This window comes from Saccharolobus solfataricus (assembly GCF_900079115.1).
Lineage (GTDB): Archaea > Thermoproteota > Thermoprotei_A > Sulfolobales > Sulfolobaceae > Saccharolobus > Saccharolobus solfataricus.
Genome location: NZ_LT549890.1, coordinates 1,869,914 through 1,886,645, shown reverse-complemented (window position 1 = coordinate 1,886,645; position 16,732 = coordinate 1,869,914). Strand labels below are relative to the sequence as shown.

At 33.7% G+C, this 16,732-nt stretch carries 11 protein-coding genes, 1 pseudogene and 2 CRISPR repeat arrays (1 of these 14 only partly in view); of the genes and pseudogenes, 3 read left to right on the top strand and 9 right to left on the bottom strand.

Translation table 11 applies throughout. From position 1 onward, the window contains the following. A CRISPR array of direct repeats spans positions 1-1,860; the repeat unit is 24 nt; unit sequence GCTAATCTACTATAGAATTGAAAG (it extends 2,370 nt beyond the left edge of the window). A gap of 105 nt (positions 1,861-1,965) precedes the next feature. Next, positions 1,966-3,417: a CRISPR direct-repeat array (repeat unit 24 nt; unit sequence GCTAATCTACTATAGAATTGAAAG). Positions 3,418-3,459: 42 nt separating this feature from the next. Next, positions 3,460-4,486: pseudogene (locus SSOP1_RS10130) on the bottom strand (ISH3 family transposase). A 337-nt stretch (positions 4,487-4,823) separates the two neighbouring features. Here SSOP1_RS10130 and SSOP1_RS10125 point away from each other — a divergent pair. Together SSOP1_RS10125 and SSOP1_RS10120 are read left to right on the top strand one after the other, a co-directional pair. Continuing rightward, on the top strand, positions 4,824-5,915 hold the full coding sequence (locus SSOP1_RS10125; RefSeq protein WP_009992984.1) for an AAA family ATPase: 1,092 nt from the start codon (positions 4,824-4,826) through the stop codon (positions 5,913-5,915). 10 nt (positions 5,916-5,925) lie between these two features. Further along, positions 5,926-6,414, top strand: coding sequence for a hypothetical protein (locus SSOP1_RS10120; RefSeq protein WP_009992986.1), 489 nt, complete (start codon positions 5,926-5,928; stop codon positions 6,412-6,414). A gap of 105 nt (positions 6,415-6,519) precedes the next feature. Here SSOP1_RS10120 and cmr3 read toward each other — a convergent pair whose 3' ends face one another. The 7 genes from cmr3 to cmr7A are packed head-to-tail and all read right to left on the bottom strand — an operon-like array spanning position 6,520 to position 14,851. Further along, entirely contained in the window at positions 6,520-7,461 is a 942-nt protein-coding gene (cmr3, locus tag SSOP1_RS10115) for a type III-B CRISPR module-associated protein Cmr3 (RefSeq protein ID WP_009992988.1), read from the bottom strand. Further along, positions 7,461-10,598 carry a type III-B CRISPR-associated protein Cas10/Cmr2 gene (gene cas10, locus SSOP1_RS10110; RefSeq protein ID WP_009992992.1) on the bottom strand — a complete coding sequence of 1,046 codons (3,138 nt, stop codon included), beginning with the start codon at positions 10,596-10,598 and terminating at the stop codon, positions 7,461-7,463. The genes cmr3 and cas10 overlap by 1 nt, the downstream gene beginning before the upstream one ends. Further along, the gene (gene cmr6, locus SSOP1_RS10105; RefSeq protein WP_009992993.1) at positions 10,595-11,449 is read right to left on the bottom strand and encodes a type III-B CRISPR module RAMP protein Cmr6; all 855 of its coding nucleotides are present in this window, start codon (positions 11,447-11,449) and stop codon (positions 10,595-10,597) included. Before cmr6 ends, cas10 begins: the two co-directional genes overlap by 4 nt. 1 nt (position 11,450) lies before the next feature. Continuing rightward, positions 11,451-12,854, bottom strand: coding sequence for a type III-B CRISPR module RAMP protein Cmr1 (gene cmr1 / locus SSOP1_RS10100; protein ID WP_009992994.1), 1,404 nt, complete (start codon positions 12,852-12,854; stop codon positions 11,451-11,453). After that, complete coding sequence (gene cmr5 / locus SSOP1_RS10095; protein WP_009992995.1) at positions 12,855-13,325, bottom strand: type III-B CRISPR module-associated protein Cmr5; 471 nt, start codon at positions 13,323-13,325, stop codon at positions 12,855-12,857. Beyond that, on the bottom strand, positions 13,318-14,235 hold the full coding sequence (gene cmr4 / locus SSOP1_RS10090) for a type III-B CRISPR module RAMP protein Cmr4 (protein ID WP_048054248.1): 918 nt from the start codon (positions 14,233-14,235) through the stop codon (positions 13,318-13,320). The genes cmr5 and cmr4 overlap by 8 nt, the downstream gene beginning before the upstream one ends. A gap of 22 nt (positions 14,236-14,257) precedes the next feature. Beyond that, complete coding sequence (gene cmr7A / locus SSOP1_RS10085) at positions 14,258-14,851, bottom strand: CRISPR system CMR subunit Cmr7A (RefSeq protein WP_009993002.1); 594 nt, start codon at positions 14,849-14,851, stop codon at positions 14,258-14,260. 693 nt (positions 14,852-15,544) lie between these two features. Between cmr7A and SSOP1_RS10080 the strand changes: the two genes are divergently transcribed. Beyond that, positions 15,545-16,126, top strand: coding sequence for a hypothetical protein (locus SSOP1_RS10080; RefSeq protein ID WP_009993004.1), 582 nt, complete (start codon positions 15,545-15,547; stop codon positions 16,124-16,126). 87 nt (positions 16,127-16,213) lie between these two features. Here the strand turns inward: SSOP1_RS10080 and SSOP1_RS10075 are convergent, their stop codons facing one another. Next, positions 16,214-16,663 carry a DM10 domain-containing protein gene (locus tag SSOP1_RS10075; protein WP_009993005.1) on the bottom strand — a complete coding sequence of 150 codons (450 nt, stop codon included), beginning with the start codon at positions 16,661-16,663 and terminating at the stop codon, positions 16,214-16,216. Positions 16,664-16,732 lie beyond the last annotated feature (69 nt).

Sequence of the window (16,732 nt, the reverse complement as noted above, 5' to 3'; positions counted from 1 at the left end):
CGCTAGGTGATGGTACTATATGTATATCATTTTGGCTAATCTACTATAGAATTGAAAGCATCGACACTGTCAGTAACACCTGACCAAGGCTACCAGTTACAGTTGCTAATCTACTATAGAATTGAAAGTGTGTAGAATCATAGTTATAATATAGTGCTAATTTATCGTTTGCTAATCTACTATAGAATTGAAAGTGAATTGTTGGAGGTGATAAATACAAACCTAGTTTATTTATGCTAATCTACTATAGAATTGAAAGTCAGAAGTCAGAGACACATCTCAAAGAGGCTCATAAGGCTAATCTACTATAGAATTGAAAGATGCAAAAATTTAAGCTTTTTGCCAACTTTTAACCGTAGCTAATCTACTATAGAATTGAAAGATAACCGTGATCAAATACAGTGCAACACATAGCATCGTCGTGCTAATCTACTATAGAATTGAAAGGTTGGTAAAGGAAGTTTTGTGTCGAAAAGCCAGATACTGCTAATCTACTATAGAATTGAAAGTCACGATAATGTTACATTCGTGATCGTACGTATAGCCCCTCCTGCTAATCTACTATAGAATTGAAAGTACTGCTATTATGATAACAAAGTTTTACCTAGTCTTTACAAGCTAATCTACTATAGAATTGAAAGATTATTACACCGACTATAAGCAAAGCTATTGCTATTGTTGCTAATCTACTATAGAATTGAAAGAACGTATTAGAACAACTGGTTCTATATCACGTGTTCAAGCTAATCTACTATAGAATTGAAAGATTCTATTCCATAATCAACATACTTATTACATGTGTAGTAAAGCTAATCTACTATAGAATTGAAAGTAATCTCATCCAATTATATGCGGTTTGCCATTGATAATTAGCTAATCTACTATAGAATTGAAAGCTTTAGACACGGGATTAATCCCTACACGACGAACCTCATGCTAATCTACTATAGAATTGAAAGTTTTCTGCGGGATCTGTAAACCTTAAAAAGTCGGGGTCTTGCTAATCTACTATAGAATTGAAAGTTTAATTGGTGGTCTAAAATGTTAACTTTTTCTGTTTCATGCTAATCTACTATAGAATTGAAAGATTAGAACCTTCCAAATGTCCTTTACTAAGTCTGGGAAAGCTAATCTACTATAGAATTGAAAGAGCTCTCCAACTAACTTACCCTCCAGCACCGGCGTAACAGGCTAATCTACTATAGAATTGAAAGGAGAGAAAGGAACGAAGTGATGATATCTAATTAAATCTCCAGCTAATCTACTATAGAATTGAAAGTACCTTCTTCAATGCCTTCCAATGCCTCTTTCCTCATTCTTTGCTAATCTACTATAGAATTGAAAGCTAACTCTCTTCTGAATTCTTCATTTGTTTCGCATGCTAAGCTAATCTACTATAGAATTGAAAGTTATTTCTTGCAAAGTTCTTGAAATCATAAAGTGTTAGAGCTAATCTACTATAGAATTGAAAGATATACATATCTTCACTCTCCTTTATAAACTTTTCTCTATCGCTAATCTACTATAGAATTGAAAGTTAAAATTTCAATTTTTTTACTTTCTTCAATTTGTTTTCCAGGCTAATCTACTATAGAATTGAAAGATGACGTCCAACATATCGTTGCCGTTCATCGCCCCACCAAGCTAATCTACTATAGAATTGAAAGGCTTTATCATTTTATCAATTCACTCCATTTAAAAATCCGCTAATCTACTATAGAATTGAAAGATAAGAATTCCAGTTTCTGGAACTGGAAAACAACCGCTTTGCTAATCTACTATAGAATTGAAAGAGAATACTTGTTACCTAACTGGTTGAGCAAAAACTTTAAATATGCTAATCTACTATAGAATTGAAAGCCCGCACTTCTATAGAGTTGTAGCTTTTTTACCCCATGTTTATATTCTCAAACAGCTGTTTAAAACCCGCACTTCTATAGAGTTGTAGCAAGGGGCTTACTAACAGGCTAATCTACTATAGAATTGAAAGGACCAGAAGGAGGGTTCTATAAGTACCCGAGGATATTAGGGCTAATCTACTATAGAATTGAAAGTTCCAGGTTCAGATATTACAAATGAAAAAGGACGTGTTGCTAATCTACTATAGAATTGAAAGTATTTGGAGATGCAACACTTTCAGATAGTAGTACTGTGCCGGCTAATCTACTATAGAATTGAAAGGTTACACCTAATAGCACATATAGCGTTGGGAAGAAGCTGAAGAAGCTAATCTACTATAGAATTGAAAGCTGCTTTTTAGACTTCTTTTTGTCTCCATTAGCCTTTCCGCTAATCTACTATAGAATTGAAAGATGTATCCATATTCAATAATGCATTAACTCCAAGTGTTGTGGTATCTTGCTAATCTACTATAGAATTGAAAGCGTCCCGTTGTACATGCCGAGGAGGGCGTAAGAGCCGTTGGGCTAATCTACTATAGAATTGAAAGAGAAAATAAGATAATCTTTTTCAAACCTAAACAAAACACCCAAGCTAATCTACTATAGAATTGAAAGCGTGCTTAATTTCAAATAGAAAAAATAAAAAAACTCTGAGCTAATCTACTATAGAATTGAAAGTATTTGACATTATAACCCAACCTGGTGAAATCCTCCAATAGCATCTGCTAATCTACTATAGAATTGAAAGATAAAATCGGCGTTTCAACATATTGTCCTTGAATATAATCAGCTAATCTACTATAGAATTGAAAGCCTTAAAAAGTTACCTGAACCATTATTCTGCGTGATGGCTAATCTACTATAGAATTGAAAGTTTTTTCAACTCATTTTCACGGTCGTAGTACGCATCACTGCTAATCTACTATAGAATTGAAAGAATTCTGCGAAATAAATAAATCGTGTAAATACGCAAAAATAGCTAATCTACTATAGAATTGAAAGTATCAACAAAATTATAGTTACAGTTCTGGAAAAAGAACATGCTAATCTACTATAGAATTGAAAGAATAAATGGAAGCATAATAGTGGTACATAATGGTGGGGAAGCTAATCTACTATAGAATTGAAAGATGAGGAGAACCCTCGCTGGCAGGGGAGAAGTCAGTACGGCGCTAATCTACTATAGAATTGAAAGTTCATTCTCAAAATAATTTCCGAAAACAATTAGGAATAACGCTAATCTACTATAGAATTGAAAGAGTGAAATTCAACTAACTGCACAAACTCCAACACTTTTAAGGCTAATCTACTATAGAATTGAAAGGTATGTAATGAACTTTATGAAGAAAATGCTAGATTATTTGGCTAATCTACTATAGAATTGAAAGTTAAGCCGACGCTCCATTGATATCCATAGTCATACATTGTGCTAATCTACTATAGAATTGAAAGGAGGCAATAGTGAATGGTGTAGTTATATGAGCAATGTGTTGCTAATCTACTATAGAATTGAAAGTAGAAGATGACTTCCTCCCCGCCCTAAACGGTAGACCCAAAATCACCTCCTTAAAAATAAATCTATAGTGTAAATAAGTGTATCTACTAGATTAAATGTAAAATTCTCTGGATTGAATAAATCAGGAAATAAAAGAATTAATAATAATCTAAACTCCTCTCTCCCCACCTCCCCCTTGAATATGGTATATAGAGTACAAGGGCCAGCACGAAGATCAACGTGCGGAAAACAAACTTAGTAGAACCAGTAAATGGAAGAAAAGCCTTAATGTTCCTATAAGAGGTCTCTATGGGACCTCTTACCTTATTGTATAAATCCAACACTTCCCTCTTGGATAGGTCTAGGTTAGTAGCCCTAGCAAAATAAACAAGACTCTTTCTCCTCACTTTTCCCTTGCTGTACACGAGAAGCCTGAACTTGACCTGCTCATCCCTCCTATGCCTCTTACTATTAGTCTTGTAATCCCCGTCAAACTCCTCATACACCTTAACATCCCCAACAGGCACAGCAACTATATACTTAAACTGTGAAATGAAATTGAGCACATCAACTGTGTAGAAACCAGCGTCAAGAGTTATCAACCTTATCTTGAATCCCATTGCCATTACTTGCTCCACAAGAACCTTCACTATCTCGTCCTTAGTCATACCGTTCACTTGCGGAATAAAGGCAAGTAAAAGTACTTTCCCCTTATACTTGGTTGTTGCGTAGTTCCACGAGTTTCCTTTTTCAGAGCTCCCTTTCACTGGTTTCCCATACCACGTCTTGGTTGTCCAGTCTATTGAAAGATCTATCTCCTTGACTCCCTTCAGTACCTTCAAGGATATTTTCCTAGCTCTTTCCAATAGCTTTTCAATCACTTCCATCCCTTGTTTCTCTACGTAATTCCTCACGGTCTGTGGGGATACGTCATACGCTCTGGACTTGTTCTCTACAGAGTTGTTCCACAAACACGCGGGGATGAGAGTTTTCGCTACCTTCTCTACCTTTTCCCCTTGGAAGTTCAACATGGAAAGTAATTTATATCCTATTTGTTGAATGTTTGGTGAGGGAGTACCGGTGTTACCATCTCACTTACTCACGTGGTAATACCACATCTCCCTCACCTTAAACCTTTCTTCAACTGAATTCTTAATACTCATATAAATCCTGTTATCTATCATGAATCGATATTATTCTGTCAGAATTATTTTTCATAATACGATTTTGGGTCTACCGTAAAGGGGCGGAGGGGTGTGAAGGGGACAATGTCCCCGTGACTCTGGTGAAGTCCAAGGGCTGAGGATTGATATTAAATATTATGAAATCCTATGAAGCCCAAACCCTAGAGCTTAATGCCAGAAAATATTAAAGCGTAAAGTCATCAACAAAGCAAGAGTTTTAAACGAGATTTCTTATTTTATCATGTGATAAAAAGATTAAAGATAAAGAACTTCAAGAGTTACCGTGACAGCGAGTTTGAGTTTGAGAAAGTAAGTATCGTTGTAGGGCCTAACGGTTCTGGTAAAACTAATCTTGTCGACGCTTTTAGTTTTCTAAAGCAACTTATCAGACCTCTATCTTACCCGCCTTATCCTTTCATTCGATGGGGAGATTACAAGAACGTTGTATTTATGCAAGATGAGAATTTGGACATCTCCTTTGAGATCGATGGTGAATATAAGGGTAAAGATTACCATTATGAGATTTCGCTAAATAAGTTGCAGATAAAAAAGGAAATTATAAATTTTGACTCTTACAGTATGGAAAGAAGAGGCAACGTAATAAGATATGAAAATAAAGAGATGACAATTCCTGATAATTTAAGTGTATTTAACTTATTTTTTGCACAACCTTTTATAATAGCATATAATCTCAATTTCACCCTTCCACCTGAACTCTTGAATTTTATGACGAATTTCCTAAATGACGTAGGAGTGTTTAGAATAGTTCCTCAAATAGCAGTATCTCCAGTCCATTTCACATTCCCAGAAGCGTTAGACGAAAACGGTCGCGGGTTAGTTAAGGTGATAAGCAATAACTTGTCTAGAATTAATGAGACTAAACAAGTTTATGATTTCTTAGTTGAAAACAACATCTCTCTAAGACCGGTTTTCACTGAGGACGGAAATATAAGACTACATTTCATTGAAAAGAGTGAAAACAACAAAGAGCTGATTTTACTGCCCGCATCAGTGCCTGACGGTTTTATAAAAATGTTGACAATCATTATAGCTGTGTATCTGTTAAAAATGTCGACAATCATTATCGACGAAATAGAGAACTCCCTCCACCTTAAGTACATTGAAAGACTAGTTGATATAATGCGCTATTCCGACTCACAGTTCATAGCAACTACACATTCGCCACTAATTATCGACTTCATGGATCCTTCAGAAATAATAATTCTTGATAAAGAAAGAGGAGAGACTAAAGTTAATAAAGTACAAGAGCCAGAGAAATTGAAGGAAAAGTTGACTGAGAACGGTATCTTGTTAAGTGAATGGTTATTATACTAAGTGAAAAATAATGAAAATAATTCTAGCAATTACAGAAGATAAATACGGTTGCAGTGCAATCGCTGAATTAATCAGAAAACTTGAAGAGAACAAAAAGATAGAAAATGAAATCAAATTAGATTGTCATTCTATGGGCGGAAAAGGAAATATAATCTCTGCAAAGACAGTAAGAATTGTAAAAAGTTCCATTTTTAAAGGATACGACAAAATCATGATCTTTGTGGACAGCGATAATGAAGACTCCCAAATACTGGAAAATAGGATAAAAGATATGTTAAAAAGAAATGGTGTAGATATGAATAGAGTTTGTATCATTGTTTTCAATCCTCATATTGAAATACTCTTAGCACCACAAGAGAACAATCCGTTAGAATATTTGAGAACGCATGATAGATATGAAAAGAGTGACTTACCTAAACGTATAAGAAACATAGACTTAAATACGGTCTATAAATTAGAAGTTTTTCAGAAAATTGTGAAAACCTTGAATGACCCTTAATTGTGGACATCCCCAATATTCGATAATTCACTCCATATATAGGCTTTCTAAGGATAGGAGTGAGATGAAAGTGTAGGGACAAACGTAGGAATGTAATAGCATTAATTAGCTTAATATCTTTCTGAACGCTAACTTGCAAAGATTCATAAGAGTGTTATATCCTATTTTTTCATATTTAGTAAACCTATCTAGCAAATTGTTGTTAATCTCCTTTTTAATAAAATCAATAATACTTCTCTTGACTATACTACCCTCTAAAATAGCCGTTAGCATCTCTTTTCTTTTAGTATTAGCAATATCGAATCCTAAGCTTATCTTATCCACCTTACCCATTGTAACATAATCGCTTATGTTATCAAGTAAATCATCTAAAGCTTCATCGGGAATTAAGATAGGAGATAGTGTTAAGTAATACTCTTCTTCAATACTTGTATCCACTTTATAATCATCAACTTCAAGCTTAGCTATTCTATTTTCTCCTCCAAAGTTCACTATTTTACCATTTATCTTATCACTTATCGCATCATTATCTATGAATATTACGTAATTAACCTCCTTCTTAAATGCTAAATATCTAGCTGAGTAAAGATAATGTTCCTTAACAGTTCTGGTACTTTTATCTATACTTATTCCTATCCTATCTTGATGATTTATGATCTGGAATAGTTTATTTTTATCATAAAAAAGTTCATAAATCCCCTTCTCCCGTTGTTCGTACTCTTTTTCTAGCAAAATAGGTAGATTTATAAGATGTTGTTGGTCTACTAAAGCTAAATGATTGCCCATTCTGAGAGGAAATAAATACTCTCCATTAGTCTCTATGAAAGTTCCATATATAGTATCTAGCAAATTCGTTAAGTCCGATAACCAGTCCCCAGTCCCAGAACTCTTGTTAAATAATATATAACCTAACATTCCGGCAATTGTAGAAGGTCTTGGTATTATTAAAGACTGTGCTGCAGTGTGGGAACCGGTAATTAAGGGCTCAAATTCCCCCTGACTTCTAAACATTAACGGTTCTAATGGTTTTATTAACACTCTCTTCATCACTTCTCGCCACCGTAAATTATTCTAAGAGTATAAACAATGTTAGAAATTAGGTCATTAGGAATTTTAATCGGATAATTTTCAATAGTTAACCTAACACCGTATAACTTCTCGTCTATAGTAAACTCAACGTGTTTTCTAAGAGAATTTCTTTTTATCCAATCCTTTACTAAGAATTCAGTTAAATACTTCTCATCACTAGCTACGATTAAGTGTTTATACTCCTCATAATCATAAAGTAAGGACACGGAAATATGACCCTCATCGATCCTCTTCTTTAATTCTAATATTAAGTCTATGATAGAGGCTATTTCATTAAAGTCACTCACAGAGTTAACTATAGGTCTCTTTAACGATAATGGAATTACTGATGTTAAACCTTGATATCTAAATATTGCAACATCCTTCTTAGCGTCCTTATATTCTCCGTTATACATTACTCTATATCTTATCATTTCCTTCCCCTCCTCTAAAAGATTATAAGAATCATTTATGACGAAAAATAGAGGATCGGCATAATGTGCTATAATTACAGAATACGATCTGCCTACTATAGGTAATGAAGGATAGTAAGCATTATTGATTCTAGCGAATCCATTCTCTAAGCACATGTTACCTAATCTTCCAGTACTAACTCCTGCAAATGCCCTCCTACTCTCCTTAACAAAATCTAAAACTTCATCTACTGGCAACATTGCCAATAAATCATCTCCCCCCGCATAAATTACAAATCCCTTATGTTTATTAATCAATTCTAATTCTACGAGAAGCCCCCTATTGAGTGCTGAAGAAATCGATACATGCCAAGCGGGAGTAACTATTATCCTTCCCTCTTTCAAAATAGTTCTAAAATATTTAAGACTGTTTTCGACTTCTCTCTCTACGTCTATCTTTTCGAGTTTTTTACGTAACAGACGATTTGCCCTAAACATTACTTCGGCAACTTCGTTAGAATAAATTTTCACTGCACATGAACACTTATTTAAATTTCCCCTTATACACTCTAATACTGTCTTAACGTAATCTACTATTGGCCCACTTCCGGCATTTACTAAATATTCCTCTAATAATTTATTTACTTCCTCTTTCTTCTCACTAATATTAGCATAATCTCCAGAATCAATAATTCCAGCCAAATAAGGAGTTAACTTACCTTCTAACAAATCCCCTAAGTAATCGCTATCAGCCCTAACTAAAGCGTAATAAGGTGATGGAAAAGTTATTCTATGTCTTCTAAAGAGAGAGAAATAATATCTCCTCCTCTTTTCACTAAACCAATACTCCTCAGGATCTATAGTAAGATTTATCCCAGTATAGTAATTTTTATTAAACCGCTGCCACATAGAAAGCATACTCTCATTAGGCTTCTCGCAAACTTCCTCTTCCTTTAGATCTTCACAGATTTCGTTTTTCTTCTCAATCATTTCCTCAAAAGTTTTAATCGATGCAATATCACTAGTTGACGGAATTTCTATCTTAACATCTTTACTAACGATTTCATTTACAATCTTCTCAACGCTGCAAAGATCTCCTAGCAAAAGAATTCTCATAAGTCTGGGCTCAGCACCTAAGGCCCTTTTCACTAAACACCATGGGCAAAGCCTCTCACCTGGTGAAATCATATTCTTTATAGATCTTACGTCTTTCTCGTCTCTCGCAATTCCGAGCTCAATTAATTTTTTCTCGAATTCGTCTTCCTTGGGCATTATAATTACCGCTGGCAAAACACCACATGAAGTACAGAATTCGTAACCTCTTTTAGATTTCTCACCAATTTGAGGTAACTTGTCAAATTTAGTTAATTCAAATAATTTTAAGCGTGACTCGGGAGTAACTTTCACTAATTTACTCTTCTTAAACTCACTAACTAATTGACGATATTTATTGTCGTAAATCTTCCACGAATCTGAGCGTAATTTGCTATTGTTAAATATCTCATCCTTAGTTACACTCACTTGTTTCACACGAATGTTTAAAGGAGTAGTTTGAAGTAAATCCTCCGTCAGTTTTAACACTCTACATACTAAATTCCAGAAACCATCTTCCCTCTTTAGTTCAGAATAACACTTTAATCCCTCAATTAGCTTACGCCAACCTTCATTATATCTCTCCTTTACCTTAGAAATGAAGTAATTATCGTCTGGAACTTGCGTATATTCTTCACCTTCCCTTATTAACCCCGGTAAGATTAACGTAATCCTACCAGGTATTATCGGATAGGGCGGGATTTCCAATTTCTCAAACAGATCGTCACCATTAAATATGTACTTAGTTATTAACTCCTTTATTTCATCTATAACATCCTCTGATATTTTTTCTTTTCTTAATTTTTCTAAAAGGTAAAACGCATAAAATTGATTAAACCTTAACGAGGGGAAAAGTATAACGTCAGGGCCGTACTCCTCAATAAACCAGGTAATTACGTACCAGAGTAGGGCTGACACTAAATAACTAGAAATCCATAAGTCCCTAGTCTTCTTTCCCTTGCTTATGAAGTCCGCAACTCCTATAGTATCTATTCCTAGTAAGTAACCTTTTGCTTCTTTCTCTAGACTAAATATCCAGTTCATCATTGCAGCAGTTGCATATAAATGGTCAAATATTGTGTGAGTAGGGTTTCTAGTCTCTGCAGGAGTATTTTCATATCTAGAATCTATCCATATTAGTTCATAAATTAGATAAAACAATTGATATTTCAAAATATTAAGATTAGTTGTATTTGTAACATTTAATAGCTTTTTATATTCTGATATTAAATTATCTAGTTTAGATTTATCTTTAGGAAATAAATTGCCTACATCCCTTTGAATATTTGATAGAAGTATGTTCTTTAAGAATATTGATCTATTTCTGAATAAGCTATATTCTTTATATACGATACTACCTAGATATCTATCTATGGAACTAGCTAATTTGTCTGCATTATCAACTGTTTTAGAATTAATATCGCCGAATAATTGATTGATTATATACTTAGCCACTCTTTCATGACTTTTCCTAGCTCTTACGCTTCTTAACTGCACTGTTAGATTATGTGCACGACTTGTTATCACCCACGCCTTATTTGGAGGATCATGAAGTAATGCCATAATTTTGTAGTTTAAGAATTCTTCTCTAGAATTATCATCAGTACTCATCTAATCACCTCTATCTTACTTAATTCAAATAAGGAATATCCAACAGAAGATCTAGCACCTAAACCTTTCATAATCACCAGAGGTAAGGAATCACAAATTGGTTTTCCTACATCTTCCCTCTTATAGTAAATTAAAAATCTAAACGAAACTTTAGGAGCTATAGTTAAATGAATAGCCGGCTTAGGCTCAGCATCAGCCTCAGACTTCTTCTTATTATAATGAGGTGTAATTACGTCTGGTACAAACAAGAAATTCTCAGGCCTAGTAGGATAGGCATCTGTAAAGTTTACATTACCTTCCATTTCCTCATTACCGAAAATTTCCTCAGCATCTTGCTCGCCTAGTTTATCCTCAATATAACTTCTCACAATACCTTTAATTTCAGATGCAGGTATGTAAGGCAAGTTCATGTATGGATCGAAAGAAATCCCAGAGTCAAAAATCAGCTTACCTAAAGAAGTTGAAACTCCTATTAAAGCCCTCGTCCTAGTAGTTATTTCAAAGTCTACTATCGTGTATTTTAACGACTTTAGTATTTCTTTGAGATTATCAAAATATTTCTTTACTTTTTCGCCCTCTAATTTAAAGTTCCTTGAGACAAGTTCAGCTATTTCCCTCTTAAATAGGCTTTTCTTCTCTTCGACATCCTTAGTTTTATTTTTATCTTTTAGGATTATAATTTGATACTTTAATAGTGGGTTATTAGCACTATATGACTGTTTATTCGAGAGAAATTCTCCAAAGTTATTGTATACTATGCTGGTTAAACTCAGTGCCGAGAATAGATTAATATTATTTCTATTTAATGTGTCTAAAATTCTTGGTAAATGAGTACTTATACTCATTTTCATTTTAAATCACACATCTAGCAAACTGATATAACGTATCCTTTATGCTCGAATTTGGATCTTTAAGATAACTGGAATAAAGTAAATATGAAATTATATAATAAGTATTATTGATCTCAAGAATCTTAAACCTTAAGTTGGATAACCTTCTTTCTTTTCCTATCAAATTTACAAATTCTCTTTTGATGTAATTAGCGTATAGAAATTCCAATATTCTAGGATAAATTTCATGAATATTTCTAAATTTTCTATTTCCAAGAAATGCTAAAGCAAAGGCTCTCCTTCTCATTTCTTGCATTATGAGGTCTTTAAGGCAGTTACCAGAGGCTGATAGTTCATTAGATATCCTATTTAAGATATTTTCTATCCCATTTCTGTTAACGTTAGTGTCTATTCTATTAATTCTCAATATATTGATATCTTTTATAAAATAATAAACAAAAAAATCTGAGTTATTATTCCATGATCTCAATTTATAGCTTTCATTATTTATTAGCTCACTAAAATATTGTTCAATAGTTTGCGAAAAAATGATATTTGGAAGAACTGTAGCGAGATCCTTTTTTTCTTTTTCTGACTCCATATTATTTACTATTCCATATATTTCACCACATAATCCGTCGTGACATTCTGCATTAACTATTGATAAACCACCAAATCCTCTACTTGTTTTCCTTCCAATTCCTCCTAACAGTATAAAAACTAATAGACTATGTAGCGCAAACTTAAGCTTAGCATCAAAGTTTTGCTTATGCTTAAGACTCTTATCTAGATAAATATTAAGAGTGAATGTAACTTCTTGCTTAATATTAAAGTATTCTAAATAATTTGTAATTAGATCACGCAAGATTTCCTTAATTACTTCCTTATCAGAAATCTTTGTATCTATTTTAATACTCTTAAAACCTAAGAGCTCAAAGCTAAGAAGTTTATTCTTATATACTAGATCCTTAATTTTATCTATATCTAAATTAGATTTAAAAGAAATGGGAATTTTAGTTGAGCCTTCTATTTCAATAATTAGCGTATTATCTCTAAAGTCTAAATTCACTTTTTCTTCCCTATTTGCCTTTAGGCAATCTATCACATTATCTAACTCAACATTAGATAGTTCAAAATGATTATCGCTTCCCTCATCAGTTATCACCTCTAACCTTACTGCAGACTTCTTGTTTTCACTTCCGAAAACGTCCTCAAATAGCCTATCTATAGAGTCGTAAGTGTAAAGCTTTCCTTCTTTCACATAACTTACTGTATTGAATAAAACCCTATTCCACCACCTCCATAAACCCTTAATTTCAGTAGGCCTAACGTTCTCTTCATAAAATTCGTTTATACTATGCCTATTATAACCTCCGGTTAACGGATAAATAGCCTTTAGCTTAAAAGACATTAACAACTCCTCCATTTACCTCACCTCTATTAAAGCCTCAGCCAATCTCTTTATTGCCATTAAATACCTCTTTATCCTGGCGGAAATTATAGGAGACAACTCATACAACTTGTCTATGAGTTCTAAACGGTTATTCTTGAGTTTATTAATTAGAAACTCTTTATTTATAATGTTTCTCTCAGACAGATAGTACAGAATGACAAACAAATAGGCCATATAAGAAGCCTCATCGCTACTGCCCAGATCAATGCTCTTTGAAGAGGGAGAATTTAATAACGCGGTTAGTTTATCATTATTATTCTCTAACCCAGCTTTTGATATTATGTAAAACAACGTGGGGATGAACCCAGAAGTATATATCTCCTCCACCATATCCCTTGCCCTACTCCTAAATTTTTCTCTAGCCTTCTTATCTAGAGCATTATAGACTAGGTTAAATGCCTCAATAGCTAGTTTATAATCTTTCTCCTCTTGTACTTCAGTCATTTAACCACCTCAATTCAACAATTCCTTTACCTATAGTTTCCTTACCTCCTAAAATTAAGTATCTTGTTTTCCTTAAAATACAGTCAGCAAAATATGCGGTATCCTTACTTCCTCTAGCTAAAAAAGAGGAAAAGAACAATGAGTTCACTGGAACATATTCTTCAGACCATAAACCACCTTCTTCCACGGTTTTACTACTTCTCTTAATTTTTATCCTTCTCACTCTTATTAATGACCTATTAATCACTTCCCTACCTATTGAATCCTTAAGGACTATTAAAGGCTTTACTAAGTGGTTTCCTTGAGACTGAGAATTTTGGTTACTCTGGTTATACGTTGAATTCTCAATTAGCATGTCTCCTAAAAGAGACTGAATATACTCGTTTTGAATATTACTCAATTCTACGTAAAAGTCCTCGTTTAAGATCACACTAGCCGCATTATCAGAAATTATCAAATTTTTACTCTCTTGGAGAATGTTATTAATAGCGTCCAGAAGAGAGGTAAATTGTGTAGCGGATAAAGTGTTCATCGATTCTAGAAGTGATTTTACCTTCCTGAGAAGTTCATACGTGGTAACATAAACCCATGCTTCATCGAGACCGCTAACGCCTATACTTCTGGCAGGAATAGCAAAAAGAACTGCATCCAAAAAAGATCCTAGAGAGGCTTCGTCAGGATTTTCGTCAGAACCTAAAACCTTATAAATTATTTCTCTTGCATTACTATATTCCTTTAGTAGGAACGATTTTATTGCACCCTTAAGACTAGATGCAAATATTGTGGGATAGTTTAACTCATCTCTTTGAAAAGGTAAATCTACTTCCTCTTCTACAGATGTTCCAGAACTTACATGCAAGTGAGTTACTGCCTTAATAAAAAAAGGTTTAACAAAAGTGTAATAAGTCATTATAATCACTTAGCAATATATCTTAGGGATTCGATTTTAAACTTTTTATTGAATAGTAGTTGAATATTTCTTCTACATCCCTATAAAGCTTATCCTTTTGCTCTTTATTTAAACTATTATAGATTTTCGCATAGATTTTCGCTAAAACATTGTCAACAATTGTCTTAGCGACATCTCGGTCTAAACTTACAAACGATGTGACTTTATCTCTTAGATCTACTTGATAGGTTCCCGTATTAAAGTTTTTTATTGGAAGACTAAAAGTTATATTTCCATGCACGTCCTTCTTGCGAATTATATATAATTTGTTTGAAGGAATGCCGATAATCTTAAAATGGTTACCTTTTAAAATTTTACCACTTATCAAAATTCCTTTTACGTAATCACAAGGATCAAAAGTAGGTACTAGTTCGCCGGTACTTTCATCTATTGCATAACCTGTAAGTACTAAGATATTATGAAGCCCCTTATCATCGATTTGACTGACATGTTGTCCATTCTGATTATATTCTATTGAAACACTACTTCCAATTTTTATTTGATTATTATCCTCAGAAGAAATAGAATTTGTTATTGGTAAAAATACCTGCTCTTCCCATCCAGCTCCACTAGTCATAATAATAGTTGATTGAATCGGATATTTATATTGTATAATTCATAATACAAAAGTTCTTACGCGCTTTTATCCACGATATTTTTCTCGTTATTATCTCTATAAATATAATTTATCACGATAAAAAGGAGGTCAATTACTGCCATATAAGATAAAGATTAATAAGTTAGTTTAGCTTCAGTATTAATAACTTAATATTACAATATATGAATGAAATTTAATAATCATGAAAGGTCTTTTCGACAGCAAACGTCTTGAGGCCTATTTATTTAGAACTTGTAAGAAGCTCAAGAGGAGGAAAAAATCTCTTTCTACGCATCCAGCAAGTAGATAAAAGCAAAAACATGAGCTGAGAATTTTATTCATTACTTATTCATTCATCATCATCATTATCCTGCCCCTTAAGAAACACTTGATTCCTTTTATCTTGATCAACGTTCTCATCGAAAACTCCGAAGGCAGTATTAACCCCACAGATCTCGAGCTCCACGAGCCATTCACACGCGGATGAGCATGCCGGAGAGCGTTGCGAACACACTACACAGCAAAGCAGCGAGTTCTGCATATTAATTGCTCGCTACTGGAGCCCTAGGCACGAGAAGCTTAGAAAATGGTACTTGAGATTTGCACCGAGGATTTGTTGTTGAATTTTTGCGGTTTTAAGCACCACATGAAGGATTAAATTATTTTGCTTTTATGCCACCAGATCAACAAAAGAATAAAAATTATTATCAATATGGAGTGTTTTGGTTGTATAATTGGTTCCAGGCAGAAAATAATAATATGAATATATTCTTCTTAATAAATGGAAACATATACAATTATTCACTCGCTTTAGAACAATATATTTGGGACTCTAATTGTTGGTTATTGGAATGTTCTCCGTTTAGTGCATATGCAATACCACCAAGCCCACCAGCATCTACAAATACTGGAGAACCAATATTCGCACAATCATACATAAACGCATATAATACGGCGTTTAATCAAGAAACCTCGGGCTATAATCTAAATTATCAAAAAGCTTTGAATAATTATAATAAATTTACTTATAGTGATGTAAATAGTAACTTCGTACCTGGAACTTTTGGATATAAGGAAGAATATAATACTCCTTCACAACGTTTTTATATAAATTACTTGCAAGATGATGCAGGTGTATATGTAGGAACACCTTATTTGTTTGTTTCAGCAGGTTCTGGCGGAGGGTCAGGGTTTATGTACTTAATTTGGATTATTGTAACATATGGCGTGCCTTATGTTGTGAATGTATCTTAAAAAATATTGCTAAAAAATTAGCTGGAAAGGTTATATGATTGCTGTGGAGCGGAAAAGTTAAAGAGAGCTAAACCAGCAATACCACCACTACCGTATGGAATTATAGTTCCATTGGGTTAATACAATTCCCCAATCGAGACCCATAATTCCGTTCCTGCGCGTTTCATATGCTACTGCTCCTGTTAGGTTTTCCCAGGTGAATACTGGTGAGTTCCCTGGTAGTACTGCTGCATATGTTCCTGGTGTGTTTATTGCTGTTACGAAGTTGTTTACCCATCTCCAGTATGTGAAAAATCCCGCGATGTCCGCTGGGTTTATTTTATCCGCATCTATCACGTAATACGTCTGTCCATTTATTGTTACATTCTCAATTGGTACTTGACCCTTGATCACGTAGAAATCTTGAAAAGTTACATATTGTTGATTATTCACTGGGTCGGTTCTTCCTACCCATTCATCATTCAATTGAACTATTTGGTAATGATTTTGAATTATTGTACCTGCATATTGTCCATCCCATACCACATTTTGTATCATAGTTCCATTACTTAGTATTAAATCACCACAGGATCTGTATGTCCATTATAATTTATTGCTTGACCATTT